The organism is Chryseobacterium sp. Leaf394, from assembly GCF_001424105.1.
Classification (GTDB): Bacteria; Bacteroidota; Bacteroidia; order Flavobacteriales; family Weeksellaceae; genus Chryseobacterium.
Map to the genome: position 1 here is coordinate 315,423 of NZ_LMQH01000010.1, position 13,571 is coordinate 328,993.

Below are 13,571 nucleotides of genomic sequence, written 5' to 3' on the forward strand. Positions count from 1 at the left end.
AAAAAAAGCGTTCCGTAGGAACGTAATCTGTGTAGAAAAATAATGATAATCAATACAGCGTCCTGTAGGGACGCTATCAAAAAAGCACAAAGATGTCAAACACTTACACACAAATTTACGTCCAGTTGGTTTTTGCCACAAAGGGTAGAGATACCAAAATCACAAGTTCAATACGTGAAGAAGTTGAAAAATACATTTGTGGAATTTTCATAAATAAAGGACAAAAAGTATTAGCGATTTATGCAAATCCCGACCATATTCATATCTTCTTCAGTTATAAAAATCTGCAAATCACCATATCAGATTTAGTGAAAGTTAGCAAAACGGAATCAACAAATTTTATCAATGAAAAGAAATTAACGTTGAATTATTTTTCATGGCAGAAAGGTTACGGTGCATTTTCTTATTCTAAAAGTCAGAAGGAGAAGGTGGTTAATTATGTTTTAAATCAGGAAGCACATCACAGAAAGAAAACTTTCAGAGAAGAGTATATTGAATTTCTAAATGCTTTTGAAATTGAGTTTAAAGATGAATATTTATTTGAATTTTATGATTGAGACGTTAGCTTTGAGACGAAACATTAATATATCAATAAAAAATTTGCCTTAATTTTAAATACAGGCAACAACAATAGCAGTCCTCTGGACTGCGCCATCCACCATGAAATTCTATTATCTACACAGATAGCAGTCCTCCGGACTGCGCCAAGATTATTAAGTAACCTTATTTATATCTACACAGATAAGACTCCTACGGAGTCCGCCACTGCAGATGTCAAATTACAGGATTGTATGAATCCAACGCTATTAATTTTACCATCAGACATATCTAAACAAACTAACAAAAAATAATTATGCCCTGGAATCCCGACATCTACAACCAATTCAAAAACATCCGCTACCAGCCGTTTTTTGATTTGATGAATTTAATTTCGTCTAAAAACCTTAAAAATGCCATCGACATTGGCTGCGGAACTGGCGAGCAAACAAAAATTCTATCAGAAAGATTTCCTGATGCACAGTTTTTGGGAATCGATTCGTCAGCTGAAATGCTTCAAAAATCTTTAGAATTTAAAAACGAAAATTTAAGTTTTAAACAGAAAACCATTGAAGAATTATATGAATCTGATGAAAAATGGGATTTGATTTTTAGCAATGCAGCTTTGCAATGGTCTGATGATCATAAGAAATTATTTCCATTGTTGCTTTCTTTATTAAGTGAAAACGGACAGTTTGCCATTCAGATGCCTGTGCAGAATGAGAATATTTTAAACAAAATCTTAATTCGGCTGGCTTCCGAAGAGCCGTTTAAATCTCAATTAAAAAACTTCAACAGAATTTCTCCTGTTTTGAGTCTGGATGAATATGCAAAAATGATGTTTGATGCAGGTTTGAAAGATTTAAATATCTCTATAAAAGTCTACCCGATTATTGCGGAAGATGCAGAAGAGTTATTTAAGTTTATTTCCGGCTCGGCTTTGATTCCGTACTTAGAAATACTGGATAAAACACAGCAGGAAATTTTTACTACAGAATTTAAAATTCGGATTGCTGAAAAATTTGAAAGATTTCCGGCTATTTATCCATTCAAAAGAATTTTAATGTACGGAAGAAGATAGGAGGTTTTTAAAACCAAAAAATCCCGGTTGCCCGGGAAGTTTTGTTCATCATGTTTTAGAATCGTTTGAAATAATCTTCATTCAAAAAAGAGTTTTCGTGGTGGTTTTTTATTTTTTTATAACCTTTTGAGATGAGGTTTCAGATTTCAGAATGTATACTCCGTTGGGAAGTTCGGAAATATCTGTTCTGTTCTCACCTTTCTGTGCATCTACAGTCTTTACCAGATTTCCGGATGTGCTGTAGATTTTAAATGTTTCATTCTTTTGAGTAGTGATGATCAAAGGTCCGGAAGTAGGATTAGGATAAATCTCCTGCGTGTTCCTGTTTGTTTTCATTTCAGAGGTGGACAGAACAAGATTACTATCTTTCACCCATGTGAAGGCATCCAGTCCCAGATATCGGAAATTTCCGGCGCCTGTAATCATCAGTTCATCGATGACAATATTGGAGTAATTCTGGTCCATAAAATTAGCCATGTTAATGAAGGTATAACCATTGCTCGTCGTATTCGATGTTACAAATCCGGAAGATTTTATGTTGGAAAATTTTACAACACCCGACAGTTTGCCCGTTACCGTAAGCGTTCCGGTAGTATTGGGATTTGTATTAAGATCTCCGCAAAATATCCAGAAACTGTTTACTTTAAATAAATTTGAACTTGTCTTGATGCTGAATGACGGTGATGTGGTCGCGGGTATACTTCCTGTATTATCTATGAATCGGTTGTCTGCGCCGGTTCCATTCCATCCCCATGCAGATGTGGCGGTAAAATTACGGAACAGCCCATTATGTGAAATGATATTAAAAACAACACTGTTGTCGGTAAAACTTGTACTCTGATGTGTTTCAGTTTCAAAAACCTCTGTAGTGGGTGCCTGTCCCAATGACAGAAAAGAGATGAACATACTACAGATTAAGAAAATAGTTGTTCTTTTCATGACGGTTTTGTTTTAGATTTATTTAAGGTCTTGGTGGATAAATTCCATTCACACAGATAATATAATTCATTCCCAAATAAGGTGGCATGTTATTCACTGGCGCACTTTGCCCCTGATGAAATACAGACTGTCCACTGATTAAAGTATCAGGGTTTCCATCTACATAGCTTGGGATGGGATTAAAATCTCTTCCGTTCGGCGTCCCAGTGATTGCTATTGAAGATGAAGCCGACGGAGTGGTAGAATTGGCATTTGTTTTTGCCACTTTTATGGATCCGCTGAAGCTTGGTAAGTTAGCTTCTGTTAATGTATTTTGATAATTTCCCGCTGCTTCTCCAAGCTGTACAGATTTTCCTGTTGTAGAATTTCCTGCTCCAACGGGTAACCTTCCGTTTAGATTGGGTAAAGCAAAAGTTCTCATACCGTCTCCGCCATAGGTTGTACCAATCAATGAGAATAAAGCCTGATACTGCATAATTTGAAGTAAAGATCCGTCGCAAAACATAAAGTTTGCCGGTGCATAGGTTCCAGCGAACATCTTGATTGTTGCCATCATTTCGTCCATAATAATAAGTTTTTTGGGTTAGTTTGTTAGGTCAAAGGTAAAACTTAACATAATTATTTTTTAGCGTAGAAATAACCAAATCACGGATTCAGTATTTATACCTAATGATTTTTTTACCCGAACAATTGTTAGTATTTTTGTTTAAATCATATTGAGAAACGAATGAGCGATTTTGTAACATCAGAAATTAAAAACAGTATTGCCGAAATCACTTTCGGTACCGCAAAAAGCAATGCCCTTCCAGGTGCGATCCTCGAAAAATTAGCTGAAACAATTCTTGAAGAAGGAGGAAAAAATGAAGTAAAAGCCATTCTCGTAAAAAGTCAAGGCGAAAAAGCATTCTGTGCCGGAGCAAGTTTCGATGAACTCTTGGCAATTGAAGAACTGGAAGCTTCCACTAAATTTTTCGGTGGCTTTGCAAAAGTTTTAAATGCAATGAGAAATTGCGGAAAAATCGTAGTCGTAAGAGTTCAGGGAAAAACGACAGGTGGTGGAGTAGGCTTGGCTTGCGGAGCAGATTACTGTTTTGCAACCAAAGATTCTGCGCTGGCTTTAACGGAAATCAATTTAGGAATCGGGCCATTTGTAATCGGGCCTTATGTTGAAAGAAAAATCGGGAAATCTCAGTTTTCAGCAATGGCAATTGATGCAGATTTCAGATCTGCAGCGTGGGCAGAACAGCACAATATTTACCATTCAGTTTCTGAAACCATTGCAGAAATGGATTCTAAATTAGAGAAATTCCTAAACACTTTATCATCCAGAAGCGAAGATGCTTTGGCTTTAATTAAAAAAGTGTCGTGGGAAGGAACAGAGCATTTTAACGAACTGATGCCTGCCAGAATTCACATGAGTGCCAGTTTGATTCTGGAAGATTCTGCCAAGAAAAATATTGGGGCGATCAAAGAAAGATTAAGAGCTAAGTAATTGATATAAAGCGTTGTTAAAAATTTAAAACTTAACAACGCTTTTTTTACTTTTTGTATTCAGATTTTAAAAGAGAATACAGAACTGAATCTTCAAAAATGCCGTCTACCAGATAATGACCTCGCGTAATGCCTTCTCTTACAAATCCATAATGCTCCAGAAGTTTCCTGGAAGGTGTGTTTTCATCATCAATCAAGGCTTCAATCCGGTTCAGATCCATTTCTTTAAAACCATATTCAAGCACCTTTCCCAAAGCTTCTTTCATATAACCTTTCCGTTTGAATTCGTCCGAAAAAAGATCATATCCCACTTCTGCACGGTGATGCTGTGGATTCCAAGTGTGAAAACTGCAGTTGCCAATTTTTTTACCACTTTGCTTTTCCACAATTTTAAAACTCAGCATTTTTTGGTTGTAAGATTCGTAACCGTAATGATTTATCCTTTTTTGCCGTTCAAATTCTTCTTCATCCGTAATGCCTAAAACTTCTTTAATCTGATCCTCATCATTAACTGCAAAAATCTCTTTCATTTTTTTTGAATCGAGTTTCAGAAGGATGAGACGGTCTGTTTCTAATGTTTCAAATGTCATTTCTTTTTTTTTATTCTCGCTGATCGTTCAGATTTAGCAGATTCGATTGCGTGGAAATAATCTGCTTAATCCCTAAAATCTGCGTGAGATTTAAATTCTAATTATTTCGATGTAAAGTTTTTCGTATTCGCCCACCTTTTTTGCCCTTTTGCATCACTAATTTTCCGTCTGATCTTTTGTGAATATTGACTTTGTCGAATCTTCGATTTGTGGTTAAAAAAAATCAGCTTTTTAGTAAATTAATCGAAACAGTCGCCAAATCAGAATTCGGAAATTTCCTGAATAGTTCTTTGTCAATCTGCAGTCCTGTTTCCAGACAAATCTTTTTAAAAACATCCACTTCCAGAATATACCGATCAGAAAAACCGTGCGTCGCTTCATAAGCCGTTGCCGGAGTTTTCCCTAAATTTTCAGCCGTCAGTTTCGAATCCAAAGCATGAAGCTCGATGATAAGCAATCCGTTCTTTCGGATGTACGGCAGCCAAAGTTCCAGATGTTCTTTCAGGCTTTCTTCAACTAAATTATTCGGCAGTCTTTTTCCACAGTGGGCAAATGCTCCGGTGGAAGTGCTGATTCTTTGCGGTTGATCATTTTCCGGTGCTTTCCAGACTCTGTTGTGGTCAAGAAATGTTCGGATATTCAACAAATCTGATAGTTCAATTTCATAATTTTGTTTTAAATCATCAGCCAGTTGTTTCGGATTTCCGATGTCGCCCCAGATTACTTTTGCCCAGATATCATTGTTGATGAGGTTGGCTCTGGTCACTTTCAAAGCGGCTTGATTATAATCGGCACCCACCAGAAATAATGGATGTTCTTCAAGCATTTTCCCTCGAAGCGTATATCTTTCAATCGTTTCAAAAATATGCTGAATAAAAGCACCGTTTCCGCAGCCCATATCCAAAACACCTTTCGGCTGTAGATGGATAGCCTGATTAAAAATCTGAATAATAAAATCATTCGCCACTTTAAAATAATTGGAATGCGAACCGCCGCTTCCCCACACATTCATCGCACGGTCAACATGAATTTCATCTTCACCTTCAGAAATTTCTCTGATTTTTGAAGCATTTCCAAACAGAAGATCATCCATTTTATTCAGCAACGGAAGATAAGAAACCGTAACGCCGTAAGATGCCGCTCTTTTGGCAAAATAAATTCCGGTGTCAGTAAATTTGTAGTTGTCTCCTGTTTTTTTAAACCAGTTTAAATACGTCAGGAAATCTAAAATCACCTCAAAATTCTCTGAGTTTTTATGAAACTCTGCCGCCTGAAAAGAAGTTTCCATAAAATATTTATGAAACATTCCGGTCATGCCGAGATACACAATCACTGGACCGATGATGCAGCCTTCGATGTGTTTTAAAATTTGCTCCTGAACATATTTTTCTTCCACATCATCAGATAGCAGGATCCCAAAGTGATCTTTTACGGAATCACTTAACTGCGTAAATTCTTCAATAAATGAACTTTCATTGATCTGATTTTTTATATCTGTCGAATGCTTCAAAAATGGAATTACTTTTAAATAAAGTAAACTGTATTTCTGAAGAAATCGAGTCTTTGTATTTGCAGAAACTGTAATGATATCATTCTCATTATCGACACTGTAATCCAAAAATCCCTGTGATGCGAGTGCCCGAACAGCTACGTTAAGATATCCTTCGTTGGCTTTGAACTCGTCGGTAAGCTCACTCAAAACCATTTGTTCACGTTGAATGATAAAGGCGATAATTTCTTTTTTCAGCAGTGAAGCGACGATGGGCGCAGTGACAACGCCGTCCAGTTGCCTGAAAATTTCTGACCGCAGAATTTCTTTATCCATAATTATGTTTTTCTTAAAGATAAGAATTTGAACAAATTATTTAAATAAAAATTTTGCGGTTTAAAAATAAAATATAACTTTGCAATTCAAAGTTCTTTTATATGGAATCAAAAAACTATCACGAAGACTTATCACACATCCGTTCTATGATGGAGCGGTCGTCGCGTTTTATTTCACTGAGTGGCTTGTCTGGTGTAGTTGCCGGTTTGGCGGCTATTATCGGAGCAGTGTATGTATTTTTTGTTTTTCAGAGAGAGGGGATTGATTATTTTGATGGCGACAGAAATATTTTCAGCAAAGCTTTGGTGCAGGAACTTGTCGTAATCGGTGCAGTCATTTTAGTTGTTGCGATTTTAAGTGGATACATTTTTACAGCCAACAAAAGCAAAAAGAAAGGACTTAAAATTTGGGATGCCACCACAAAAAGACTTCTCTTCACCTTTGCTGCTCCATTGGTAGCAGGCGGCTTATTCTGTCTGATTCTTTTATACCATCACCTATTTGTGCTGGTTGCTCCGGCAACATTGATTTTTTACGGATTAGCTTTGGTAAGTGCCGAGAGATATACTTTGACAGACATTAAATATCTAGGGTATTGCCAGATTGTTTTGGGATTACTTTCCTTCCTGTTTTTAGGTTGGGGATTGGTGGCATGGACGGTTGGATTTGGTGTGCTGCATATTGTGTATGGCTTGATTATGCATAAGAAATATAAGTAAAATGGTAGCCTTTTACATCTTTTTTATTGCTGTTTTTGTTTTCAGTATATCAGCCGTATTACTTAAAAAGAGAAAGAAGAAATTTTTGATAAGTGGAATTGTCACTGTAGTTCTTTCTCCTTTGATTTATTTTGCATTTGTCTTTTATCTCATCTTCACGATGAGCAGAGAAAAAAGCAGGGATTTCGATGAAAATGAATGGAAAGCGGCGACAGAAGCGGAAGGTAAATATTCAAAGTATGAGATGATGGACGATCTGATCAGCCGCAGATTGCTGTCAGACAAAGATTCCATAGAAGTCAAAAGAATTTTAGGAAATCCTGAATTCAGAGATCACGAAAACAATTTTTGGCAATATTATGGAGGTCTGAGTAATGGTTTCGGCTTTGTTGATCATTTACTGATCGTAAATTTTGAAGATAACAAAGTCTCCAAACTGGAACATAAAAGAATCAAAGACTAAACTGAATTAAATATAATGATTAACATTTCAAAACTCAACAAAGAATTCGAAAGCCGTGTAAGATTGGGCATTATGTCCGTTCTTATGGTCAACGACTGGGTTGATTTTTCTGAAATGAAAAACCTTCTGGAAATCACAGACGGAAATATGGCAAGTCACAGCAATGCCCTTGAAAAGGCCAATTACATTGAAGTGAAGAAGGAATTTGTTGGTAAAAAGCCGAAAACTTCTTACCGTGTAACCCAGTCCGGAAGAACAGCTTTCACACAACATTTAGATGCCCTGGAAAAATTAATAGGAAGATAAGATCTATATTTTTTTGAAAATTAACTTTGAAACACAAAGTACTTTAATAAATTAAAATTAAAAATTATGATGACAAAACAACAAAAAACAGCACTCATTTTCGCTATTCCATCTCTGTTGATAGTAGCAGCTTTCATTTCAAATCATTTTGTGGAAGGCTTCAACTGGACGGGTTCAGATTTTCTGATTGCCGCAATTTTACTTTTCGGTACTGCTTCATTTATTTACATGATTGTGAGTTCAAAACTTTCAGTAAGAGCAAAAACCATCATTTCCATCGTCATTATACTTATCCTCATGATCATCTGGGTTGAAATGGCGGTGGGTCTTTTCGGATCACCGATCGCAGGGAGCTGATTTGGTTTTATTTAAAGCTCTAATAGCAAACAAAAAGGCTTCGACAGACTCAGCCTGACGGTGTGAAATCAATCAGTTAGTATTAGAGATGTCACGCTGAGCTTGTTGAAGCGTATTGCGAAGATTGAGTCATGAGATAAAATTAGATTGACTTGAAATCCGAATTAGAAAATAGCAGATAATTTCAAAACTTTCATCATGACCCGAAAACATTTTCTCAAAAGACTTTTGCAGCTTTCCGCAGTCGGCGCACTTCCGTTTTTATATTCATGGCAGATCGAACCGTTTTGGGTGGAATTTGTCGAAAGAAAACTCCCCATAAAAAACCTTCCGTCTGAACTTGAAGGGAAAATCCTGATGCAGATTTCAGATTTACACGTCGGAGACCGCTTCGACTGGAATTTCCTCATCGAATCCTTTCAGAAAGCCAAAAATTTCAATCCCGATTTTGTAGTCTACACCGGAGATTTCGTCAATCACGGAACTCCCGAAGATCATGAAAGCCTCAAAAAAGTAATGGCAGAAGCGGTCTACGGTAGTCTGGGCACTTTCGGAATTCTTGGAAATCATGATTACGGAGTACAGTTCAAGGATGTCGGAACTTCAGAAATCATCTGCCAAATTCTTGAAGATAACGGTGTTACAATGATCAACAATCTCCAGAAAGAAAGTCACGGATTAAATTTTATCGGCTTCGACGATCTGTGGTCGCCCAATTTTGATCCGATGAAAGTCATGAAAGATTACGATCCGGAAAAAGCGAATCTGGTACTCTGCCACAATCCCGATGTTTGTGACAAGGACGTTTGGAACGGATATCAGGGCTGGATTTTAAGCGGTCACACCCACGGTGGACAGTGCAGAATTCCGGGAATTATCACTCCGATTCTTCCGGTAAATAACAGAAAATATGTTTCTGGAGAAATCAATTTGCAGGATGGAAGAATGCTCTACATCAACCGCGCCATCGGGCATTCTTATCAGGTAAGATTTATGGTACGGCCGGAGATTACGGTTTTTAAATTGGAAAATGACGGAAATATTTAAAATAAAAAAATCAAAATTATGAAAAATTCAACCATCAAAAATATTGGAAATTACACATTTTGGCTTTGTTTCATTCTCGGCAACATTTGTCTTTTGGGGAATATCATTACAAAAAATATTGATTTTGCGCTCTGCGGTTTTGTTTTGCTATATCTTGCGTCGGCGCTCAATCTGCTGATTATTTTTGGATTATTGATTTACGGTTTTTTTCGGCGCAGCCAGCTTCCCAACTGTTTTTCTGCATCCGCAATTCTCTGCATCAACATCCCAATCGCAGCTCTTTACACTTATATCGGACTCACTTTAAATTCTATATAATTTTTTTGGGCGCCTTTATCCGCCCTCCACTCCCGCTTTTTTGTGCCTTGGCTTTATCCACCGCTTACAAAAAGAGCTCCGTTCAGGTCGGGGCGCGTGCAATTCAACTTCCAAACAAAATGTATTCATTTAACAAAGAAAAATCTTACCCAATGGAAACCGAAAATTCAAATCTCACCAACTCACAGATTAAAGAATGGTGGAGTGAAAGAAGATTGCTCTACAATTTCGGATTGCTGGTTTCTGGAATAACTGCTTTTATCCTGTATGTAATTTTGTGCGTAACGCTTATTATGCCTCATGATCCCGAATTTGAAATTACTCTTTTCACAATATTCTTTCAGGGAATCGGTTATGTGGTCATGATGGTTTTTGCCAATTTATTCTATTTTTTAGGTGCGAACCATGACTTTAATTTTAATAGAGAAAATTCTCATAAGTTCAGAATTAATCTTTTTAATCTCTGCTTTTGGTTTTCAGTTTCCCTGCCTTTTTTAGTTCCTCTGATGATTGTAATTTCCTACTTTTTAGAATTTTATTAAAATGATGAAAATACTGAAGTGTACAGATCAAAGCAAAAATTTATTTGTGATTGGCCTTTTACTGCAAACTTTAATATTTGTGATATTCTTATTGACAAATTCTTATCTGCTATTCACAATAGGATGTTGGTTTTTATTCATCCTCGTCATTTCAAATTTATTTTTTCTGCTTGATGAAATTATACAAATATTTAAAAATAAAAATAATGGAAAAGTTCATGTGAGATCCGTCCTGCTTCTTTGTTCTAATTTTTTAATTGGAATCATTTATTACTTAATCCTAATCCTTTTCAACTAATTAAAAATCAAACTATGAAAAAACTACGCGTAAAATTCCTGCTTTTCGTTTACGACAAAACACAAAAACTTTACAGAAAATATTTCAAAAAGAAGAAAAGACAGTGGCAGTTCAATGAAAAACAGCTTTTAGAATTCGAAAAAGATTCCTTAGGCAGAAAACTCGGCGAATTCTACAAAAAACATGGCTTCACCATGATCCCGAAAATGGAAAACCACGACGTGCATCATCTCATCACCGGTTGCGGAACCAATTTCGAAGACGAGATTGCCATGCAGTTCCTCCTCCTCGGAAACGGAAAACTCAACGCTCATCTTTTGGCCGCAATAATTTTGGGAAGCATCATTCTGCCTGAATATTATAATATTTACAGAAACGCATACCAAAAAGGACAATCCATGCGTGCCTTTCACCATGTTGATTTTGAAGAACTTCTCTGGCAGAATTTCGAAAATGTAAAAGATTTTTTCAGACAAAAAGAAACACAGGTTTTATTTTAACATCCTTCCTCCAGCATCAGACATCCAACATCTAACATCTAACATCTAACCTCACCCTCATGAAAACACATCACTATATATTTCTTACGACTCTAATTTTCGTCATCGTATTTTACAACGAAGACATTGGTCTCAATCTTGGAATTGTAGGAATCGCCTATGCGGTTTTAGCACTTTACAAAACCCCTGAACAAAACAAAACCAGAGAATTTCTTATTATTTTTGTCACCAGCATACTTTCAAGTATCGCATTTGCATGGTACGGAGATTTTGCCTCATTCCTTGCGGTGTTAAGTTCGCATCTTCTACTTGCTTACCGCTCCAGAAACAGGAAGATGAAAATTCTCCTGCTGATACCGGTTTTCGTTACCAACGGTTTTACTTTTATCTGCCGGTTTTTCAACTTTGACAAATGGTTGCCAAAAACCAATACCTCAGGCTTGCTGCAGAAAGCCATCGCTTTTGTCCTCATCCCTTTGATTTTAGTGGCCATCTTTTTCGGGATCTATGCTGCCGGAAGTTCGCATTTCGCAGATCTTTTCAGCAATTACGAATGGGATATCAATATCTGGCAGCTGATTGTTATTACCGTTTTAGGATTTTTCATCGCCTTCAACTACTGGAATTTTGCTGTCGAGAAACTGATTTACAAACAAAACCATATTCTGGATAATGAGTTCGGTGAAGACGCGAAAATTCAAAAGCCAACCTATTCATTTTTAGATTTAAATTCTGAAAGAATGAGCGGTGTCATTTCACTTTTTTGCCTCAACATTTTGTTGGCGGTGTTTATTTTTACTTTTAATTATGAACAGTTTGTAGAGGTTGAGAAAACAACCATTCAGCTTGGCGAAGAAACCCACGAAAGAGTAAATGCCGTTATTTTATCAATCATCATGGCGATTTTGGTTATTATGATGTACTTTAAAGGTGGTTTTAACTTCGACGTGAAGGCTAAATCTTTAAAAATCCTGGCTAAAGTATGGATCTTCTTAAATGTCATTTTAATCATCTCGGCATTTGTAAAAAATACAGAGTACATCATTGATATGGGTTTCACATATAAAAAAATGGGAGTGTATGCTTTTCTCATTTTATCGCTGATCGGTCTGATCCTTACTTTTATAAAAATTCACATGCAGAAAACAAATGCATATCTTTTCAATTCAATGGTTTGGGCTGTTTATGGAACAGTTTTAGCATGTTCTTTCATCAATTGGGGCGGAATTATCACCATGCAAAACAGCAAACGAAGTGATTTTGCCGTCAACTTTCATCTTCATTCCATCAGCTTCAGCGAAAAACAATTGATTAAATATGCTGAAGAAAAGAAAGACGAGAAACTCTTGAAAGAGGTTACTGTAAAAACTGAACAGCAAAAACAGAATTCTTTTCTTTCAAAAATTTTGTTCTATGAAACCACCAAAACTAAGTAATATGAAATTTGTACCGATAATATTTGCCATAGTATTCCTGCATTCATGTCAGAAAGAAAAACAGCAAACAGTGAATCAGATTGAAGACTCCGTAATTGTAGATGAACAGTCAGCAAATCTAAGTCTTGAAGATTCTGCGGCAGTAAAAATGAAGGATTCAGTAATCAACAACGCGCCAAAAACCAAGGAAGTATTGGAAAATGGTGTGATGCGCGAGGAGAAAGACCGTGTAATCGTGAGAATGGCCGATGGAGAAAGGCTTCCGTTTACTATTGGAGAAAAGTTTACACCAGATCATGATAAACTGATTTTAAAAATCACAAACTTTAATAAATCAAATATTTCAGCCACAATAAAAGTGAAAGATAAGAACCAAAACATCAGATTCAATCAGATCAAAATGCCCGATGGCTCAATGGATGGGCCGTTCGGTAAAGAATTGAGTCATGAGGTGAAAGGAACTGGAGAGCTGTGGCTTATCATTGGCAAAAACAATATGGCCGACGGAATTACCACAGGAGACTTTTCAGTGACGGTAGAATGATTGGTATAATTTCTGATGCCAGAAACAGAAATTTGATTAAAATGAAAAAAATATTTTCAACCGCAGTAATAGCATCAGCAGTTTTAACAAGTTGTGGTGCAGTGCAATCTATTGTACAGAATACGTTTCCATATACGACAAACGTCTTAGTTTCTACCGGAGTTCCTGCAGATAAAGAAGTTTCATCAACATCAACAGCTACCAATGTTCAGACCTGGTTTGGAGGAAACAATAATGCTCAGATCAAAGATGTAAGAATTTCCGATGCAAAAATTTCTGTGGCATCTCCTACAGGCGGATCTTTAAGTGCATTAAAATCTGTAAAAATCTATATTTCCTCTGACGGAACCAGCGAAAGACTCGTGGCTTCAAGATCAAATATTGCTACAACATCTTCAATCCTAAACCTGGATTTAAATAACGAGACAGGATTTTTGGATTCTGTGGTGAAAAGTTCAGGGGTAACTGTAAGAACTGTTTATGAATTGAAAAATCAGACATCATCTGATATGACGCTTAAAGTAGCACTCAATTTCAGCAGTGTACCAGTGAGATAAAAAAATCATATATAAAAATGT

General features: G+C 36.5%; 18 protein-coding genes. 14 read left to right on the plus strand and 4 right to left on the minus strand.

Translation table 11 applies throughout. The features are described 5' to 3' along the window. Positions 1-92: 92 nt before the first annotated feature. On the plus strand, positions 93-557 hold the full coding sequence (gene tnpA, locus ASG21_RS04275; RefSeq protein WP_056076380.1) for an IS200/IS605 family transposase: 465 nt from the start codon (positions 93-95) through the stop codon (positions 555-557). Between the two features lie 296 nt (positions 558-853). Next, positions 854-1,618: a methyltransferase domain-containing protein gene (locus ASG21_RS04280; RefSeq protein ID WP_056076383.1), complete on the plus strand. Its 765-nt coding sequence runs from the start codon at positions 854-856 to the stop codon at positions 1,616-1,618. Between the two features lie 108 nt (positions 1,619-1,726). Here the strand turns inward: ASG21_RS04280 and ASG21_RS04285 are convergent, their stop codons facing one another. Both ASG21_RS04285 and ASG21_RS04290 read right to left on the minus strand, forming a co-directional pair. Further along, positions 1,727-2,557 carry a T9SS type A sorting domain-containing protein gene (locus ASG21_RS04285; protein ID WP_056076385.1) on the minus strand — a complete coding sequence of 277 codons (831 nt, stop codon included), beginning with the start codon at positions 2,555-2,557 and terminating at the stop codon, positions 1,727-1,729. Positions 2,558-2,579: 22 nt separating this feature from the next. Beyond that, on the minus strand, positions 2,580-3,122 hold the full coding sequence (locus ASG21_RS04290) for a tail fiber protein (protein ID WP_056076388.1): 543 nt from the start codon (positions 3,120-3,122) through the stop codon (positions 2,580-2,582). Between the two features lie 162 nt (positions 3,123-3,284). On the opposite strand from ASG21_RS04290, the gene ASG21_RS04295 reads away from it, so the two are divergent. Continuing rightward, positions 3,285-4,049, plus strand: a complete 765-nt coding sequence (locus ASG21_RS04295; protein ID WP_056076391.1) for an enoyl-CoA hydratase/isomerase family protein — start codon at positions 3,285-3,287, stop codon at positions 4,047-4,049. A 46-nt stretch (positions 4,050-4,095) separates the two neighbouring features. On the opposite strand, the gene ASG21_RS04300 is transcribed toward ASG21_RS04295, so the two are convergent. Together ASG21_RS04300 and ASG21_RS04305 are read right to left on the minus strand one after the other, a co-directional pair. Further along, the gene (locus ASG21_RS04300; protein WP_056076393.1) at positions 4,096-4,638 is read right to left on the minus strand and encodes a GNAT family protein; all 543 of its coding nucleotides are present in this window, start codon (positions 4,636-4,638) and stop codon (positions 4,096-4,098) included. A 223-nt stretch (positions 4,639-4,861) separates the two neighbouring features. Continuing rightward, positions 4,862-6,463, minus strand: coding sequence for a class I SAM-dependent methyltransferase (locus ASG21_RS04305; protein ID WP_056076395.1), 1,602 nt, complete (start codon positions 6,461-6,463; stop codon positions 4,862-4,864). Between the two features lie 101 nt (positions 6,464-6,564). Between ASG21_RS04305 and ASG21_RS04310 the strand changes: the two genes are divergently transcribed. From ASG21_RS04310 to ASG21_RS04365, 11 genes are all read left to right on the plus strand, one after another. Further along, positions 6,565-7,182, plus strand: coding sequence for a hypothetical protein (locus ASG21_RS04310; RefSeq protein WP_056076398.1), 618 nt, complete (start codon positions 6,565-6,567; stop codon positions 7,180-7,182). Position 7,183: 1 nt separating this feature from the next. After that, positions 7,184-7,645 carry a hypothetical protein gene (locus tag ASG21_RS04315; RefSeq protein WP_056076400.1) on the plus strand — a complete coding sequence of 154 codons (462 nt, stop codon included), beginning with the start codon at positions 7,184-7,186 and terminating at the stop codon, positions 7,643-7,645. A 15-nt stretch (positions 7,646-7,660) separates the two neighbouring features. Beyond that, positions 7,661-7,951 carry a transcriptional regulator gene (locus ASG21_RS04320; protein ID WP_056076403.1) on the plus strand — a complete coding sequence of 97 codons (291 nt, stop codon included), beginning with the start codon at positions 7,661-7,663 and terminating at the stop codon, positions 7,949-7,951. Between the two features lie 66 nt (positions 7,952-8,017). Next, positions 8,018-8,308, plus strand: a complete 291-nt coding sequence (locus tag ASG21_RS04325; RefSeq protein WP_056076405.1) for a hypothetical protein — start codon at positions 8,018-8,020, stop codon at positions 8,306-8,308. A 198-nt stretch (positions 8,309-8,506) separates the two neighbouring features. Beyond that, positions 8,507-9,355, plus strand: a complete 849-nt coding sequence (locus ASG21_RS04330; protein ID WP_056076408.1) for a metallophosphoesterase — start codon at positions 8,507-8,509, stop codon at positions 9,353-9,355. 18 nt (positions 9,356-9,373) lie between these two features. After that, positions 9,374-9,673, plus strand: coding sequence for a hypothetical protein (locus ASG21_RS04335; protein WP_056076411.1), 300 nt, complete (start codon positions 9,374-9,376; stop codon positions 9,671-9,673). A 152-nt stretch (positions 9,674-9,825) separates the two neighbouring features. Further along, positions 9,826-10,215, plus strand: coding sequence for a hypothetical protein (locus ASG21_RS04340; RefSeq protein WP_128414209.1), 390 nt, complete (start codon positions 9,826-9,828; stop codon positions 10,213-10,215). A 312-nt stretch (positions 10,216-10,527) separates the two neighbouring features. Beyond that, complete coding sequence (locus tag ASG21_RS04350) at positions 10,528-11,013, plus strand: Coq4 family protein (protein ID WP_056076420.1); 486 nt, start codon at positions 10,528-10,530, stop codon at positions 11,011-11,013. Between the two features lie 59 nt (positions 11,014-11,072). Next, positions 11,073-12,449, plus strand: a complete 1,377-nt coding sequence (locus tag ASG21_RS04355; protein WP_056076424.1) for a DUF4153 domain-containing protein — start codon at positions 11,073-11,075, stop codon at positions 12,447-12,449. A 1-nt stretch (position 12,450) separates the two neighbouring features. After that, positions 12,451-12,993: a hypothetical protein gene (locus ASG21_RS04360; RefSeq protein ID WP_056076427.1), complete on the plus strand. Its 543-nt coding sequence runs from the start codon at positions 12,451-12,453 to the stop codon at positions 12,991-12,993. A gap of 41 nt (positions 12,994-13,034) precedes the next feature. Further along, positions 13,035-13,550: a hypothetical protein gene (locus ASG21_RS04365; protein WP_056076552.1), complete on the plus strand. Its 516-nt coding sequence runs from the start codon at positions 13,035-13,037 to the stop codon at positions 13,548-13,550. The last annotated feature ends 21 nt before the right edge of the window (positions 13,551-13,571 follow it).

What these genes read in the sequence shown, in the direction of transcription:
- ASG21_RS04290 (WP_056076388.1), bottom strand. Translation starts at nt 3,122, where the DNA reads ATGGACGAAATGATGGCAACAATCAAGATGTTCGCTGGAACCTATGCA.
- ASG21_RS04285 (WP_056076385.1), bottom strand. Translation starts at nt 2,557, where the DNA reads ATGAAAAGAACAACTATTTTCTTAATCTGTAGTATGTTCATCTCTTTT.
- ASG21_RS04350 (WP_056076420.1), top strand. Translation starts at nt 10,528, where the DNA reads ATGAAAAAACTACGCGTAAAATTCCTGCTTTTCGTTTACGACAAAACA.
- ASG21_RS04365 (WP_056076552.1), top strand. Translation starts at nt 13,035, where the DNA reads ATGAAAAAAATATTTTCAACCGCAGTAATAGCATCAGCAGTTTTAACA.
- ASG21_RS04340 (WP_128414209.1), top strand. Translation starts at nt 9,826, where the DNA reads ATGGAAACCGAAAATTCAAATCTCACCAACTCACAGATTAAAGAATGG.
- ASG21_RS04280 (WP_056076383.1), top strand. Translation starts at nt 854, where the DNA reads ATGCCCTGGAATCCCGACATCTACAACCAATTCAAAAACATCCGCTAC.
- ASG21_RS04330 (WP_056076408.1), top strand. Translation starts at nt 8,507, where the DNA reads ATGACCCGAAAACATTTTCTCAAAAGACTTTTGCAGCTTTCCGCAGTC.
- tnpA (WP_056076380.1), top strand. Translation starts at nt 93, where the DNA reads ATGTCAAACACTTACACACAAATTTACGTCCAGTTGGTTTTTGCCACA.
- ASG21_RS04300 (WP_056076393.1), bottom strand. Translation starts at nt 4,638, where the DNA reads ATGACATTTGAAACATTAGAAACAGACCGTCTCATCCTTCTGAAACTC.
- ASG21_RS04295 (WP_056076391.1), top strand. Translation starts at nt 3,285, where the DNA reads ATGAGCGATTTTGTAACATCAGAAATTAAAAACAGTATTGCCGAAATC.
- ASG21_RS04305 (WP_056076395.1), bottom strand. Translation starts at nt 6,463, where the DNA reads ATGGATAAAGAAATTCTGCGGTCAGAAATTTTCAGGCAACTGGACGGC.
- ASG21_RS04310 (WP_056076398.1), top strand. Translation starts at nt 6,565, where the DNA reads ATGGAATCAAAAAACTATCACGAAGACTTATCACACATCCGTTCTATG.
- ASG21_RS04325 (WP_056076405.1), top strand. Translation starts at nt 8,018, where the DNA reads ATGATGACAAAACAACAAAAAACAGCACTCATTTTCGCTATTCCATCT.
- ASG21_RS04335 (WP_056076411.1), top strand. Translation starts at nt 9,374, where the DNA reads ATGAAAAATTCAACCATCAAAAATATTGGAAATTACACATTTTGGCTT.
- ASG21_RS04360 (WP_056076427.1), top strand. Translation starts at nt 12,451, where the DNA reads ATGAAATTTGTACCGATAATATTTGCCATAGTATTCCTGCATTCATGT.
- ASG21_RS04320 (WP_056076403.1), top strand. Translation starts at nt 7,661, where the DNA reads ATGATTAACATTTCAAAACTCAACAAAGAATTCGAAAGCCGTGTAAGA.
- ASG21_RS04315 (WP_056076400.1), top strand. Translation starts at nt 7,184, where the DNA reads ATGGTAGCCTTTTACATCTTTTTTATTGCTGTTTTTGTTTTCAGTATA.
- ASG21_RS04355 (WP_056076424.1), top strand. Translation starts at nt 11,073, where the DNA reads ATGAAAACACATCACTATATATTTCTTACGACTCTAATTTTCGTCATC.